The sequence below is a fragment of the Autumnicola aciditolerans genome, assembly GCF_041679265.1.
In the GTDB taxonomy this organism is placed as follows: Bacteria; Bacteroidota; Bacteroidia; order Flavobacteriales; family Flavobacteriaceae; genus Autumnicola.
Genome location: NZ_JBGFSM010000004.1, coordinates 13,726 through 30,142 on the forward strand (window position 1 = coordinate 13,726; position 16,417 = coordinate 30,142).

The following is a 16,417-nucleotide window of genomic DNA, read 5'->3' on the forward strand; positions in this document are numbered from 1 at the left end:
AAACAAATATAAGTAAAAATACTTAGTATAAATACGTAGGTATAAATTTTAGTAAAAAAATATTACAGCAGGTTGATAATTGGAATCTGTTAATACATAAATTATTTTCAGATTTAATTCGGTTTTATTACTGGTACAACTTCTTATTTGGTTTGCTGCTCATCCAGAATTTCAGTTCTCCACCTTTCATAATATCTTGATGCTGAATAAAGGGTTCTGTTAGTTCTTTTCCGTTTAGCTCCACTTTTTTTACGTAGACATTTTTATCACTCTGATTTTGGGCGATCACTTTAAAAGTATTCCCGCTGTCCAGGTTTAGTGTGGCTTCACTAATCGCCTGACTTCCAATGGCATAATCAACCGATCCCGGGGCAACCGGATAAAAACCAAGCGTGCTGAAAATATACCAGGCGCTCATCTGTCCAAAATCATCATTCCCGCTCAGCCCATCTGCGCCATTCTTATACTTCATCTTCAGGATCATCCTGATCTTATCCTGAGCTTTCCATGGATCATTGGTCCAATTATACATATAAGCCACGTGGTGAGAAGGCTCGTTACCATGCACATAATTCCCGATGATCCCTTCGCGGGAAATGTCTTCGGTATTTTCGAAATATTTATCTGGCAGTTCCATAGTGAACAATGAATCCAGGTGTTGAGAAAACTGGTCTTTCCCGCCCATCATTTTGATAAGCTCTGCCGGTTCATGCGGCACATATAAACTGTAATTCCAGGAATTTCCTTCAATATATCCCTGGCCGTGTGTATTCAGTTCATCGAATTCTTTTTTGAAATTTCCGTCGCTCAACTTGGGACGCATAAAGCCTGATTTTGGATCGTACACATTCTTATAATTTTCAGCACGTTGCATGAATTCATCATAAACCTGGTTATTTCCAAGTTTTTTCGCCGCCTGAGCGATGGCCCAGTCGTCATATGCATATTCCAAAGTTTTGGAAACCGAAGCTCCATTTTTATCTTCCGGAACGTAACCCATATCCATATAATACTGAAGTCCGTCGTAATAGCCGGTCTTTGCGGTATTTACCATAGCTTGCAAAGCATGTTCTTTATCAAAATCGGCATTTCCCTTCACTATGGCATCAGCAATCACCGAAGCGCTGTGATAGCCAATCATACACCAGTTCTCATTTCCGTAGTGAGACCAGACCGGTAACATGGAATGCACGCTCTGGTCGTAATGCGCCATCATGGCCTGCACCATATCCTGATTTCTTTCCGGTTGCAGAACATTAAAAAGCGGGTGCAACGCGCGGTACGTATCCCAAAGTGAAAAGCTGGTATAATTTGTAAAACCATCAGCATCATGACGGTTCCTGTCAATTCCCATATATTGCCCATCGGTATCCAAATAAACCGTCGGGCCGAGAAAAGCGTGATACATAGCAGTATAAAAATTGACTTTTTCTTCCTGGTCTTCTTCGGAAATATCTACTTTAGAAAGTTCCATATTCCAGGTTTCCCTGGCCTGCCGGCGAACCTCATCAAAATCCCAACCGGGAATCTCTTCCTTCATATTCTGAATGGCTCCTTCGGTACTCACCGGCGAAATAGCCAGTTTTACTTCCAGGGGTTCTGAAGTATCAAAATCGAACCACATTCTTATCTGTTCTCCGGCAATTTCAGGGAAGTTATGGCTTTGATCGAATTTTCCCCAGAACCCGTGATAGGGCTGCTTATCATAGCGCTCTCTTCCGTATTCCTTGATCGGTTTATTAAACGTCATCGCGAAATAGACTTTCCGGGTCCTGGCCCAGCCATTGGTCTGCCTGTATCCGGTAACCAAAGTATCATTTTCAACCCGAACAAAAGTCCACACATTCTTATCTTCATAATTGTAAATGCCGTGCATCAGGTCAAAAACCAGGTGGCTTTTTTCCCCTTGCGGAAAAGTGTATCGGTGCATTCCCACCCGGGTAGAAGCAGTCATTTCGGCCTTGATATTATAATCTTTAAGCATCACGCTGTAGTAGCCGGCTTCCGCGGTTTCTTCGGAATGAGAAAAACGGGAACGGTAGCCGCTTTCCGGATTGGATTCCGTTCCCGGGTTCAGCTGAAGTTTTCCTGTTGTGGGCATGATCAGAAAATCACCAAGATCGGAATGTCCCGTTCCGCTGAAATGGGTATGACTGAAACCAACAATTGTGGAATCATCATATTGATAACCCGCGCAATACTTATATACATCAGGATTATAATGCCCATCCACGGCATATGGAATAGTATCGGTATCTGGGCTTAGCTGAATGCTTCCAAACGGAACCGTAGCTCCCGGGTAGGTGTGCCCCATTTTGGCAGTTCCAATCATTGGATCTACATATTGAGCGAAATCCTGCGCATTGTCTTGTGAAAAAGCGGAACTTCCGCCGAAAATAGCAGCAATAGATAAAAATAAGATTGAATTAAATAATTTCCTGTTAGGCTTCATTTAAACTGAAAGGTTGTTAGTGATCATTTATTTTTCCGCAAGCTAATCTTTTAATGGATTTTTAGCTACTCCTCCATGAGTGATCTTTAGCGGATGGATAAATCCAGTTGCTGACAGGTTCAAAATAAACTTTCTCAAGACATGGCTAATCACAAAACAGGAAGTGGCAAATAAACTGCCGCTTCCTGTTAATTTATGAAAATGCAATCCTCTCTACAACCTCTTAAAACCCTTTGTCTCCCCTTTTCCTGCCGGAACAATGCTGATGGCATAACCACCGCCAGGGGCAGAAAACTGTGAAAGCTTAGATCTACTATCTACCACCACTTTCCTGATCTCATAAGCCTGCGGATTGGTTTTATAATGTGCATTTTTAGCATCGGAATATATGGTAGCAATGTATTTTTGCCCCTTATCTAAAAAGTTAAATTTTATCTTAGAAGTACGCGGGCTTTCGCCATTTACATTTCCAAGGAACCAGTTATCACTTCCTTTTTCTTTCCGGGCCACGGTAACATAATCGCCTGGTTCCGCTTCAAGATAAATACTCTCGTCCCAGTCTAAAGCAACGTCCTTTATAAACTGAAATGCATCCGGAAAGCGCTTATAATTTGCGGGAAGGTCAGCCGCCATTTGCAACGGACTGTACATGGTAACATATAAAGCCAGCTGATTGGCAATGGTACTGTTTACATGGGAAGTGTTTTCAGGATTTAGTTTACTGAGGTCCATTTCAAAGATTCCGGGAGTGTAGTCCATTGGCCCACCAATCAATCTTGTAAAAGGCAACACTGTCACGTGATTTGGTTTTGAGCCTCCAAAGGCCTGGTATTCTGTTCCTCTAGCCGATTCATTTGCAATAAGATTTGGCCAGGTACGGGCAAGGCCTGTAGGACGTACCGCTTCATGTGCATTAACCATAATTTCATAATCTGCCGCCTCTTTGACCGCATATAAATAATGATTCACCAGCCACTGACTATAATGGTTCTCCCCACGCGGAAGAATGTCTCCCACATATCCACTTTTTACAGCATTGTAACCATACTCTTTCATAAACTGATAGGCTGTATCCAGATGCCGCTCATAATTACGCACAGAAGCTGATGTTTCATGGTGCATGATCATTTCCACTCCCTTGCTTTCTGCATACTCCTGGATTTCTTCCACATCAAAATCGGGATAAGGAGTTACAAAGTCAAATACATAATCTTTAGAATTTCCAAACCAATCTTCCCAGCCAACATTCCAGCCTTCAACCAATACCCCGTCAAAACCATTTTCCGCAGCAAAATCTATATATTCTTTTACATGTGCTGTGGTCGCGCCATGGGTACCATTTGGCGTTGCAGATTCGTAATTGGTTTCTCCCAGCTGTACCGCAGAAAAATCGTTGGTGTAAGACCAGGTGCTTTTACCCGTAATCATTTCCCACCAAACCCCAACATATTTCATGGGTTTTATCCAGGAAGTATCATCAATTTTTGAAGGCTCATTAAGATTGTACGTGATTTTTGAAGATAAAATATCCCTCGCATCATCGCTTACAATTACAGTTCTCCATGGAGTGGTGGAAGGAGCGATCATATAGGCTTTATCTCCTTCAAAATTTGGAGTGAGCCAGGATTCAAAAACAAAATTTTCGTCATCTAAATTTAAATGCATCACCGGATAATTCACCAAAGCCGCTTCATGTAAATTGATATACAAACCATCATCAGTTTTCATCATAAGCGCGGTCTGCACTCCTGTAGGTGAAAAGGAAGTTTGGGAAACATTTTCAGTAATAGCACCTGCCATAAGTTCCCTAATTTCAGAAAGCTTGGACTCGGTATAATCATATTCCTGCGTGTCATAATCCCCAGGAATCCAGAAAGCAGTATGGTCGCCGGTCATGGCAAATTGCGTCTTTTCATTTACAATCACAAAATGCCCAAGATTTTTTTGCTGCGGAAATTCGTACCTGAAGCCTAACCCATCATTGAAAAGCCTGAACCGGATGATCAATTTTCGCTCTGTTTCCTTTTGCTGAAGATGCACCGCAAGTTCTTTATATTGATTGCGGATTTCTTTCTGTTCTCCCCAAACCGGTTCCCAGGTTTCGTCGTAAGTGGTGGTATCTACCTTTTCCACCTCAAAATTATGTAAAAGGTCCTCTTCCTCTTTAAGCTGAAATCCAAGGCTGCTGGGTTCTATTACAGGGTTACTCTTATAGGAAAGCCGATAGAAGGGAGCTCCCTGGTTTTTCAGGGAAAACTGTATTTCCAGCTGCCCATCCGGAGATTTTAATTTGAGATTTTGAGATTTTGCTATGCCCATACTACAGAAGATTATAGCATATATTACAAATTTTTTCATTAGGATTAATCTTTAATTTTTATTTCCAGGTTATTTTTTGAAGACCATTTAGAGTATCTGATTTTGCCTTTTTTCACTAATCCTATTCTATACTCCCGGGATATTGTGCGGTTACCTTCCGTTTGTTCCACCTTAACTTTCAGCTTGTTTTTTGAAGTTTTTGAAGCAGTAAAATTAAGTATGGCATAATCTCCTTCTTTATAGCCAAATCCTTCCCCGGCATCATCATATAAAATTCCTGAAGCATTACCATTTTTATCTGGGTTTACCATTAAAGTTATTTGTTTTGTGCTGTAATCCGCAGTACTCTGGATTACAGGCCCCATCGGCACTATGGCGCCGTCACGTAATTTTACCGTAGCCTGGTACTCGTCATCTTCTTTTTCAAATTGAACAGTTTTCCAGTCTCCTTCAGGGATTGCCGCGTCTTCTGCCCACGCAGGAACAATTAAAAGGTCTTCACCTAAAAGAAAGGCCTGCTGCTCGTCCCGCAGGTCTTCATCGGTAATATCAGCAAAAAAGGCGGGGCGCATAATTGGCATTCCGGTAACCGAAGCTTCATGAAAAAGAGTGTACAAATACGGCATTAAACGATACCTGCGGTTAATAGCCGTTCTGGAGACATTTTCTATCTTTTTACCAAAAGCCCAGGGTTCCTGCGCCTCGGTTTCGTTAGAAGTATGGTTCCTTGAAAACGGATAATAAGCACCCAGTGCAATCCAGTTTCCAAATAAATCGGCTGAAGGGCTCTCGGTAAATCCACCAATATCTGGCCCGTTGAACGGCTGACCGGAAAGGCTAAGGTTAAGCGACATAGGAATAGACATTTTCAAATTCTCCCATGTTGCGGAATTATCACCTGTCCAGGTGGCGGCATAGCGCTGGCCACCCAGGAAGTTTGCCCTGGAAAGTACAAAGGGCCTTTTTTCAGGATTTGCTTCCATAATGCCTTCCCGGCTGGAACGCACCATCAGTAAACCGTAAACGTTGTGGTAACGTAGGTGGATATCTTGTGGCAATTCTCCGCCACCACGATGAATATTATCATCTGGCATAGAACCGCCGGGGCCGTCAAAAACTGCGGGCTCGTTCATATCGTTCCAAACGCCGTCTATGCCAAGCTCCATAAAATCCTGGTACAATGAAGCCCACCATTTTTGAGTTTCGGGGCGGGTATAATCGGGAAAAGCAACCTGCCCGGGCCATACTTCGCCGTTGTACTCATTTCCTAACGAATCCAAGACCCAGTGTTTTCCTTTGCTTCCCTGCTGGTAAACAAAATAGGATGAATCCTGTTTCACACCAGGATCTATCATATAAACCGATTTAAAATCTTTGTTATGAAGATAATCATTTAATCCGGCAGGATCGGGAAATCCTTCATCATCAAAAGTGAATACGCGAAATCCTTCCATATAATCAATATCCATCCAGATTACATCGGCAGGAATTTTCCTGTCGCGGAATTCATCTGCCAGCTCTTTCACATTGGTATCGGGATAATAAGAATAACGGGATTGCTGATAGCCCAATGCCCATATAGGTGGCAAAGCCATTGTGCCGGTTAGGTCGGCAAGGCTTTTCATCACTTCCTGCGGACTTTCTTTTTCAATCACAATAACCCGGAAGGATGGCCCGTCGCTAATAATTTCAGCATCATCTTCAAGCACAATTTCTTGTCTCCAGGAATTATCGGCCAGAATTCCGAAAGAAGAACCATCTGGTCGTACTCCTAAAATCCAGGGATGGGACTGGTACAGCTGCTTACCTTCAAATTTGGCATATTCATAATTATCGGTATTCCATAAAGTCACGTCGGTTCCATTTCGGCGTAGATCGCCAATAACTTCCCCGGTTCCGTAAAGGTCTATTTCTTCATCTAAATTAAAGCGAACGGCATTTTTGCCTTCAATTTTAACAAAATTCGGCCTGACGCTCCAGTCCTGTGGCAACGAATCGCGTTTGGGCAATTCTTTGATTATCGCCAGGGACGGCAGGGTTCTAATGGAATCGAAATCTGCCGGGTAAAATACGGCCACACCGGGTTCTGTAATGCTGGCCGATTGTGAAAAAACAGGTTGTAATCCTGCCATTATCGCCACCAACCATACTAAAAAGTTCTTCTTCATCTTTTATTTATTCAATTCAATTATCATGGGAGTTTTAGCATCAATATGCAACTCGCCGGTTAAGTTTACTTGCTTTTCGCTTAAGATTTCCTTTCCTGAAGTATTCTGCTGAAGCTCTTCAGCAAACCTTTCCAGGTTTAAAGTTTGGTTTTCTTCACTATTGTTTAAAATCACCATCACTTTTTTATCATTTAAACTCCTGAAATAGACGTATACATTATTTTCAGGAATAAACTGCGTAAGCGTGCCTTTATGAACAACTTCTGAAGATTTCCTCCAGTTTAAAATTTTACTGGTAAAATTGAAAAATTCCTGCTGTTGTGCTGTCCTTTCTGAAGGATCAAAGGCATTTACCTCATCTTTAGCCCAGCCGCCGGGGAAATCACGGCGAATATCGCCATCACCTTTATCTTTGTTGCCGCGCATACCAATTTCTGACCCGTAGTACAACTGCGGAATACCCCTTGTTGTGGCTATAAGCGTTAGGGCGAGTTTGTAATCTTCAATGTTTTGATCATAAATTTCATTGAACCTCCGGGTATCGTGATTTTCCATAAATACCAGCAGGTTATCTGGATTGGGATAGAGAAAGTCGTTTACAAAATTGTCGTAGGCTCTATTCATTCCGCTGCCCCAGGCTCCATTTTCAGCAAACATCTCCTCCACAGCATTATGCAAAGTAAAATCCATTACCGAGGGTAAATGCGTATTGTAATTTTGAATCGCCCCAATTTTACTGTCTTTCTGCCAGTAAGCAATTTGCGCCTGGTCGTGCAGCCAAACCTCGCCTACAATATTAAAATCAGGGTATTCATCCATGATAGTTTTGGTCCACTTCGCAATTCCCTCTTTGTCATTATAACTGTAGGTATCTACACGAAACCCATCCAAATTGGCATTTTCAATCCACCAGATAGCATTTTGGATAAGGTAGTTAAGCACCAGCGGATTTTCCTGGTTTAAATCGGGCATCGTTCGTACAAACCAGCCTTCCACGCAGTATTTATGGTCACGATGGGAACGGTGGGGATCAAACTGCGTTTCCATCCGGTAATTGGACTGGGCGTAACCGGGAAACTGATTAATCCAGTCGTAAGTTGGCAAATCTTTTATCATCCAGTGCTCCCTTCCCCAATGGTTGGTTACGTAGTCCATAACCAGCTTCATGTTTCTCTTATGCAATTCTGAAGATAAATTTTTATAATCTTCGTTGCTTCCAAAACGCGGATCAATTTTATACACATCACTCTGGGCGTAAGTGTGGTACGAATATCTGGGGGCATTATCTTCTAAAAGCGGCGTGCTCCAAACGGCGGTTATGCCCAAATCTTCCAGATAATCCAAATGATCTATAATTCCCTGTATATCGCCGCCGTGCCTGCCACCTTTTTCTTTACGGTTCAGCTTATCCGTCAGCCCATCTACCGAATCGTTACCGGGGTTTCCATTGGCAAACCTGTCGGGCATTAAAAGATAGATCACATCGCTGCTGTTGTAACCCTGGCGTGTTGCAGAATTTTTCCTTCTTTCCTTTAGCTGATATTCACGGGTAAAGTTTTTCCCGTTTTTTTGCTGAAAATCGAAATGCAGCGTTCCCGGCGTGACTCCATCCGTTTCCACATTTATAAAAATATAGTTGGGATTTTCGGTTTTAGTAATGCTGGTAACCGGGATTTCTTCCTGTAACGACACCTGATAATCGGCAATATTTTTTCCGTAGAAAAGAATCTGGATTTCAGATTTATTCATTCCGGCCCACCAGAATGGCGGTTCCACCCTTTCTATTTGCCCATATCCGCTTATGCTGCAAAGGCTAATTATTAATACTGAAAATATTATTCTTCTTATGTTTCCTCTCATAATTGAAATAAGAGCCGAACACTACTTATCGAAATATCCGGCTGTTCTATATACTTAATTTACCTTTTTCTAAAACATTATTCTGCTGAAGTTTCTTCCATAATTGACCATACAGCATAACCATTGGCCGGGGCTTCAAGCATTACCTCACCTTCTTCATTAGTGGTAGCACGATAAGTCGTATTTTCAGAGTAATCCATGAGTTCCACGTTATTCCAGTTAGTGTTTACCTGCCTTCTCTTAATATTATCGTTGGTAGTGATATAAACAATTAAACCCGGATTATTGGCATTACCACTTCTTTTAGCTATATATTCATCATTATCTACATATAAAACTTCCAGATCTCCTGTTGCGAGCGTGTTATGAATGCTGATAAGCCGTTTAATTTCTTCCTGAAATTCCTCATTTTCATAATCCAGATAAAATACGGTTGGATAACCGGGATGTGTCATTATAAAAGCATATGCCTTAAGTTTATTTTCAGCTTCGAGATAGTTATCAATATTGCCATCCTTTTCGGTATCATGATTTGCCGTAAAAGTCACCGCCTTATCAGGATTTGTTTGCCAAACCTGGTCTCGGGTGAGGTATTTTAGATCTTCATATCTTTCAAAAGCCTGCTCCATCCTGTAGAATGCAGCAAAATCGAAAGCACTGCTTCCAGTTGCTTCAATATGTTCCCTTATTAGATCTGCATCGGCATCCCATAGTTCGCTTACAGAAAAGCCACCAACTTCATCCAGCCAGTCTTTAATTACAAAAGATTCAAAGCCCAAAACATAATCAAACCGCCAGCCATCGAAACCGATGACGTTTTTATAGTACTTGGCTACAGAATTTTCATCTTTCCAAAGCCAGTTTTGAACATATTCCCGGTGATGATCTAGATTCTGCTCCGGATAAAACAAACTGCCATCGTCATAATCGCTCACGCTGTTGGGGTAAAAATATTCGTAATTTCGGTTAAACATGCCTGAAGCGTTGCCGTGTTCTTCATCAAAAAGCGTATAAGTGTTTTTCCCGCGGTAAGGATTGTATTCTTCACCCCCGCCACTGTTATGGTTTAGCACAATATCTGCAATTACCTCAATATCATTCTCGTGGGCGGTAGCAATAAGGTTTTCCAGTTCTTCACGGCTTCCAAAACGGGTTTCTACTGTTCCATGCTGCTCATATTCCCCAAAATCGAAATAATCGGAAATATCGTATCCCATAGAGTATCCTCCGGATTGACCTTTGGTTGCCGGAGGCAGCCAGATCCTGTTAATACCGGCATCTGCCCAGGCGGGTACCTCATCTGCTATAGTATTCCACCATTCAAACCTTGGCTCTACATCCCAATAGAATGCCTGCATCATTACACGGCTGCCATTGTCATATTCTGAAAGGTCAAGGGCCGTCGCAGTATTTGGCTGTTCGGTTACGGTGCCATCATCTGTTTCTGAAATAATAGCGTCATCATCTGAAGAACAGCTGAAGAATATGATCAAAATAAGCAAATAGCTTAATGGATTTATTAATTTATATTTCATCCTAATAAAATTAGAAGAGTCCGTTTAAAAAGATTATTGCACTTTATAACGGACTCCTTATATTTAGTTTTTACTAATAGAATATTTATACTGTCGCGGATTGCTCAAGTCCAGCGTAATAGTATAATTTCCATCTTCCGGAACGCCAATATTATCTCCTGCAAACTCTAAAGAACCATCAGCATCGGTATCACCTAAATTAAGATCCCATGCGTCATTAGCTCGGAATTTGAACCCGTTTTCTGTTGCTTCCTGTTCGGTAAGTTCTAAGGTCACGCTCCATGTTTGGGTATCCGGATCGTAAGTCATATCTGTATCACTATCCCATCCTGTTGGGGTGGCATTACCAATAACGCCCCAGCTGGTTTCGGTAAGCTCATACGTAAGGGCTTCGGTGTTTACATTCACCAAATAATAACCGCCGGTACCGCCTGGTGTTCCTGCATTTACCCCAGGGCTTTCAAGTGTTCCTGTATAAACTCCATCGGTATCGCCAGCATCCCCGTAGTTTCCATCAAAATTCTCATTGGTTTGTAAAATTTTAAATTGAGGGGCATCAACATTCATATAAACAAATCCTTCATAAGCGGTATTTCCTTCAGCTTCAGCAGCAATTGGCACTCCATCGGTCGCGGTCCAGTCGGTTCCGTAACCACTTGCTGAAAGGAAGTTTCCAACTACATATAATTTTGGAAGGTCTTCATCGTCCTCTTCAGATTGTTCAGGAAGGTTTACAGTTACCGATATCACGTCTGAAAATTGATCTACCACATTGCCTCCATTACTTCCAACATAGGCTCTAACCCTAAAGAAAATAATCCCGGTATTCGGCTCTGCTGTTGTAGGATCGTTGTCTAATCCTGCTTCTTCAGCAAGATCCATCATTTCACTTACCGTAACGGCCACATTAGTAGAGTTTCCTGCCGGTATTACTGTGATATTATCAAAAGATTCGGTCGCAGCGCCCTGAAGTTCATAGCTTACCGGAGTTTGCACCCCAAAATCCACGGCATTCCAAACAAAACGTTCGGCCATATTATCAGCGTTCGCAGCACTAAGTGTATAGCTGCCTGAAGGGGTATTGGCAAACGTCAATCCATCAGGATCTTCTTTCGCTATAAAGGTAAAGCCATCATCTTCGGTACAGGCATTCAAGCTAATGATTGCTACTAAAGCTATTCCTAATTTTATTAGTTTTTTCATATTTATCTGTGTTTGATTAGTAACCAGGATTTTGAGTTAAATTCGGATTGATGGAAATAATGTTGGACGGTAATGGGAATATCCTGCGGTAATTATCTACAGCTGTTCCTGTAGGTGCCCCTCCTTTAAATGGCCATAAATAATCGGCAGTTACAAAATCGGAATACCTGATAAGGTCTGTGCGACGCTGGCCTTCCCAGTACAATTCTCTGGCCCTTTCATTTAAAACGAACTGAAGGTCCAGATCTCCGGCAGAAATATTTCCGGATTCATCGCCAAAAGCTCTTTCTCTTAATTCGTTAATGTAAGTAACGGCAGTACCAGCATCCCCACCGGAACCTCCTCTCAGAACAGCTTCGGCATAATTAAGATAGATTTCGGCCACACGGATGAGAGGCAAATCTGTATCTACAAAATCTCCACCTTCATCACTACCGGCTTCCCCGTTAGAATCGATATTAGTGAATTTCGTAACGGCATAACCATCAGTAAAAGTATTGGCGATGGTATTGATCTCCAGAGATTGCCCTTCTGTATAAAACATCGCCCTGGCGTCTGCCCAGGCTACCGGATTGCCGTCTTCATCTTCTTCTGTAACCGCGTAATCGAATTTATTAACCAGGGCTTTGGTTGTTCTTAAGCCTCCCCAGCCACCGTTAACGCCAAATGCCGAGGCATCCATAGAACCGCCAATTGCTGCGTGAACAAGAAAAGTTGTCCCACCGTAGGTCCTGGAGTTATTACCATCGAAATTTAAAGCGAAAATAAATTCATTCTGCGCTCCGTTAGTATCATTATCTGCAAGAAAGAGTTCGTCGTATGCAGAACCGTTCCCGTTGGCGTCATTGGTATTTATGGAATAAGAAGAATTGATCACCTGTTGCGCATAAGTTATGGCATCGGTATAGCGCTCTTCCCCGGTCCATACTTCCGCATTCAGGTAGAGTTTAGATAGTAGCGCCCATGCGGCAACACGATCTACACGACCGTAATCGTTGGCGCCACTTTCTTTTAGCTGATCCTGAATCCCAAGAAGCTCCGATTCTACAAAACTGAAAATTTCCTCTCTGGAATCCTGCTCCGGTAATTCTGTTGAAACAACGGTAACCAGTGGCACATTTCCAAAAAGATCGATAAGATTGTAATAGGCAAAAGCTCTTAGGAATCTTGCTTCAGCAATATAGTCCTGAACCTCTGTATTATCGCTCAAAGATTCGGCATTAGTAATAAAGGAGTTACAAAAAGAAACTTCCTGCGCCAAACGGTAGTACATTGCCGTAGTAAAATCGTTACCGGCTCCCCAGCTTAGGGCATGCAGCGCCGGAAGGCCCGGGTCTCCCCAACCTACCACGGCATTATCGGTAGTTAATTCGTTAAGGCTGAACAGCATTCTTGAATACTGGGAAGTACCTTCATCTATCCCGGTTATATCGGGTTGTCCTGCAGGCCCTTCCTGGCCGGTTAATGCCAAACTCACATATAATTTCGCGAGTGCGCCCCGGGCTTCATCAGCATTTGCAAAAACATCGGTTTCTGTAAAACTATCAGGATCGATAGGAGTTTGATCTAAATCATCATGGCAGGACACCAATAAAAGTGCAGGCACAATTAAGATCAATTTTTTTATATAATTCATTTTCATCATTCTTTTTTTAAAAGTTTAGACTTGCACCAACAGTGAAAATTCTGGGCCTTGGATAGAAATTATTATCAATTCCGCCGGTAATTTCAGGATCAAGACCATCGTAATCTGTAATGGTCAATATATTTTGTACAGAACCGAACAATCTCAGGTTAGAATCATTAACAATTTCCTCTATAGTATAGCCCAGGGTAATATTATCCAGTTTAAAGAAGGATGCATCCTGGATATAATAATCACTCTGTAAATTTTCTTCTGTTAAAGATTGGAAGCTCGTGTTATAGTAATCTCTATGAAGATTTGTTAAGATGCTGTTCTCGCTAACTCTTACTTCATAAGATTTGCTGGAAGCCATATTATTATAAGCATAATTACCAAGGCTGGCCCTCGAAACTACTGCCAAATCCCAGTTTTTATAATTTAAATTGGTGTTTAAGCCCATGGTAAAATCGGCGTAAGGATCTTTAAAAATGTATTTATCATTTTCATTAATCTGGCCATCAGCATTCCTGTCTACATAAGCGCCTTCTACCGGCCTGCCAGCTTCATCGTAAACCTGTTTATATACCCAGTAGGAATAAGGAGAATATCCCTCTTTATGTAACTGGATGGTATTACCTGTACCACCATTTATACCTCCAACTTCTACCTGGTCTGGCAGGTTGGTAATTTCATTATCATTATAAGCAAGGTTATAACCGATGCTCCATGTGAAATCTTCGGTTTGAACAGGAATTAAATTCAGTTCAAGTTCAAGCCCTTTATTCTCCATATCCCCAATATTTTTAGGAATAGTATTGGAGAAGTTTGTAAAAGGATCTACAGTTACGTAAGTAATCATATCTTCCGTATTTTTCAGATAGGCATTCACCGAACCGGAAATCCGGCTTTCAAACAGGGAATAATCCACACCTACATTCAGAGTTTTCCCCACCTCCCATCTTAAATTCTCATTGATAGCTTCCGGACGATAAGTTTGATAGTAATTGGATCCAAACTGGTAATATGCGTTAGACCTGCTTCCGGTGTAATTGGTGAGGAACAAATAATCCCCCAGGCCGTTAACATTAGCAATTTCACCATATCCTACCCTTAGCTTAAGCTGGTTTACGGTAGAAGAATTGAAGAATTCCTCATTGTTGATGTTCCAGGCTACCGCGAAAGAAGGGAAATAACCCCAGCGGTCATCAGGATTTAATTTAGAAGAAGCATCTGCTCTTAAAGTGGCAGTAATTAAGTACCTATCGGCATAATTATAATTAGCCCTTCCAAAGTAAGAAAGCAAAACATTCTTGGATCTATCAATAAATTCAGAATCGTTGCCTTCTTCTTCCGCTTCACTATCAAAACTGTAATTATCGTATTCAAAACTTTGATAAGAGTAACCTGCAACAGCATTTAAGGAATGGTCATTAAAATCATTCTCATAAGTGAGGTAAGCATCAAAAAGCTTATTTGTAGATCTATTAATGTAATTGGAATATGAACCGTTCCAGTCCAGTTGAGAAGAAGGCATATTTTCTGAAATGATATTCCTGCCGTGGCTGTTGGTTTTGTCAAGGCCAACATTTACAGTTGCAGTAAGCTCAGGAAAGAAATGCAGTTGGTAATCTATTTTGGCATTCCCAATAAACCTTCTTATTTCTGCCGTATCATCTCTTTCGTTAAGCAACGCCACAGGGTTAGTTGGCGCCAGGCTGTTTTGAATATACCTGTCTTCTTCAGCATTGTACGTAAGCCAGGTGTAGTAATTAGCAAACGGTGATGCTTCATCATAAATGGGCTGGGTAGGATCATAATCTACCGCAGTGCCTATGGCATCACGATTAGCGAAAGTATTTTCTGTATACATCCCGCGCCCGTTCAATTCCATTTTTAAATGGCCTTCCATAAAGCTGGGACGTAAATTTAGAGATCCTGTGGTTCTGGAGAAATTTCCACCTTTAAGGATACCATCCTGATTGGTATGCCCCACAGATGCACGTGTAGGCATAAAACCACCAATATTTCCCGAAGCACTAAGGTTATGTTCAAAACCTATGGCCTCAGTATAAATTTGTTCCTGCCAGTTTGTACTGGCATCTCCCAATCTTGCTATCGCCGCATCATTTCCAACCTCGTTCACCACATCCCTAAATTCATCAGCATTCAACACATCCACATAATCTGTAGGACGATAAAGCGTGGTTGAACCTGTATAATTAAAGGTAAATTCCTGGCCTTTTCCTTTTTTTGTGGTAATCAGGATTACGCCGTTAGCCGCACGAGAACCGTAAATAGCTGTAGAAGAAGCATCTTTTAGAACTGTAATGCTTTCAATATCATTAGGATTGATAAAATCCAACGGGTTTCTGGAGCCTCCTACATTGCCATTGTCTAAAGGTATACCATCAATCACATACAATGGATTACTGTTTAAGGAAATAGACCCAATACCCCTAATATTGATATTCTGGCCTTCACCCGGAGCACCACCACCCGAGGTTACATTAACCCCGGCAATCTTTCCGGTGATTAACTGTTCAGCAGTAGTGACCTGGCCTTTGTTGAAATCTTCAGTAGATACCTGGCTTACCGCTCCTGTGGCATCTTTTTTTCGCACGGTCCCATAACCAACTACTACAACCTCATCCAAGGTTGCCTGGTCTTCTTCAAGTTGAACATTAATTGTTGTTTGACCCTGATAAGGAATTTCCTGAGTAGCAAAGCCAAGGAATGAAAACGTCAACACGTCCCCTTCCTCAATCCCATCAATGCTGTAATTTCCATCAAAATCTGTTACAGTTCCATTAGTGGTTCCCTTAACGATAATATTTGCTCCGGGAATGGGTAGCCCCGTAGCACTTTCGGTTACCACCCCATTAACTACATTTTGGGCAAAAAAGCTCATTGGTAGCATAAAGAGTATCAACCATAAGCTTTTAAATAATTGTTTCATAGACTCTCTGTTCATTTAATAATTTTTGACGTTAATTTTTACTTATCCTGATGGTTTCTATGCTGAAAACGTTTTCGCTAACATCCCAAAAGATGAATCGAAATAGAAAACTTTTCCTGCATCAGAAAAAATACATCGGGTTAAAAAATATCTGAACGTGATAAATAATTACAGACAGTACAAAATTGAATAATTTAAAAGCTGGTATAACTTATTCCAAAAAGCATATAGAAAATATAGCGCATAATTTAAACTTAAAATACTGATTTTAAGTTTATTAACTACAAAAAACTCCATGTC

Annotated in this window: 8 protein-coding genes; all 8 read right to left on the reverse strand. The window is 41.5% G+C overall.

Features of this window, described 5'->3' with window-relative positions; all coding sequences use genetic code 11:
- Nucleotides 1–127 precede the first annotated feature (127 nt).
- Nucleotides 128–2,452 (reverse strand): GH92 family glycosyl hydrolase, encoded by a 2,325-nt coding sequence (locus AB8M93_RS05040; protein ID WP_373056487.1) that lies wholly within the window; start codon nucleotides 2,450–2,452, stop codon nucleotides 128–130.
- A 213-nt stretch (nucleotides 2,453–2,665) separates the two neighbouring features.
- On the reverse strand, nucleotides 2,666–4,810 hold the full coding sequence (locus tag AB8M93_RS05045) for a glycoside hydrolase family 97 protein (protein WP_373056488.1): 2,145 nt from the start codon (nucleotides 4,808–4,810) through the stop codon (nucleotides 2,666–2,668).
- A 5-nt stretch (nucleotides 4,811–4,815) separates the two neighbouring features.
- Entirely contained in the window at nucleotides 4,816–6,939 is a 2,124-nt protein-coding gene (locus AB8M93_RS05050; RefSeq protein ID WP_373056489.1) for a TIM-barrel domain-containing protein, read from the reverse strand.
- A gap of 3 nt (nucleotides 6,940–6,942) precedes the next feature.
- The gene (locus AB8M93_RS05055; protein ID WP_373056490.1) at nucleotides 6,943–8,799 is read right to left on the reverse strand and encodes a glycoside hydrolase family 13 protein; all 1,857 of its coding nucleotides are present in this window, start codon (nucleotides 8,797–8,799) and stop codon (nucleotides 6,943–6,945) included.
- A 77-nt stretch (nucleotides 8,800–8,876) separates the two neighbouring features.
- Entirely contained in the window at nucleotides 8,877–10,334 is a 1,458-nt protein-coding gene (locus tag AB8M93_RS05060) for an alpha-amylase (RefSeq protein ID WP_373056491.1), read from the reverse strand.
- Nucleotides 10,335–10,397: 63 nt separating this feature from the next.
- Nucleotides 10,398–11,537, reverse strand: coding sequence for a SusE domain-containing protein (locus AB8M93_RS05065; protein WP_373056492.1), 1,140 nt, complete (start codon nucleotides 11,535–11,537; stop codon nucleotides 10,398–10,400).
- A 16-nt stretch (nucleotides 11,538–11,553) separates the two neighbouring features.
- Entirely contained in the window at nucleotides 11,554–13,179 is a 1,626-nt protein-coding gene (locus AB8M93_RS05070) for a RagB/SusD family nutrient uptake outer membrane protein (protein WP_373056697.1), read from the reverse strand.
- A 10-nt stretch (nucleotides 13,180–13,189) separates the two neighbouring features.
- A complete protein-coding gene (locus AB8M93_RS05075) occupies nucleotides 13,190–16,117 on the reverse strand; it encodes a SusC/RagA family TonB-linked outer membrane protein (RefSeq protein WP_373056493.1) in 2,928 nt (975 codons plus the stop codon).
- Nucleotides 16,118–16,417 lie beyond the last annotated feature (300 nt).

Excerpts from the sequence above, each read along its gene's own strand:
- AB8M93_RS05065 (WP_373056492.1), bottom strand. The coding sequence starts at position 11,537 with ATGAAAAAACTAATAAAATTAGGAATAGCTTTAGTAGCAATCATTAGC.
- AB8M93_RS05040 (WP_373056487.1), bottom strand. The coding sequence starts at position 2,452 with ATGAAGCCTAACAGGAAATTATTTAATTCAATCTTATTTTTATCTATT.
- AB8M93_RS05070 (WP_373056697.1), bottom strand. The coding sequence starts at position 13,179 with ATGAAAATGAATTATATAAAAAAATTGATCTTAATTGTGCCTGCACTT.
- AB8M93_RS05075 (WP_373056493.1), bottom strand. The coding sequence starts at position 16,117 with ATGAAACAATTATTTAAAAGCTTATGGTTGATACTCTTTATGCTACCA.
- AB8M93_RS05045 (WP_373056488.1), bottom strand. The coding sequence starts at position 4,810 with ATGAAAAAATTTGTAATATATGCTATAATCTTCTGTAGTATGGGCATA.
- AB8M93_RS05050 (WP_373056489.1), bottom strand. The coding sequence starts at position 6,939 with ATGAAGAAGAACTTTTTAGTATGGTTGGTGGCGATAATGGCAGGATTA.
- AB8M93_RS05060 (WP_373056491.1), bottom strand. The coding sequence starts at position 10,334 with ATGAAATATAAATTAATAAATCCATTAAGCTATTTGCTTATTTTGATC.
- AB8M93_RS05055 (WP_373056490.1), bottom strand. The coding sequence starts at position 8,799 with ATGAGAGGAAACATAAGAAGAATAATATTTTCAGTATTAATAATTAGC.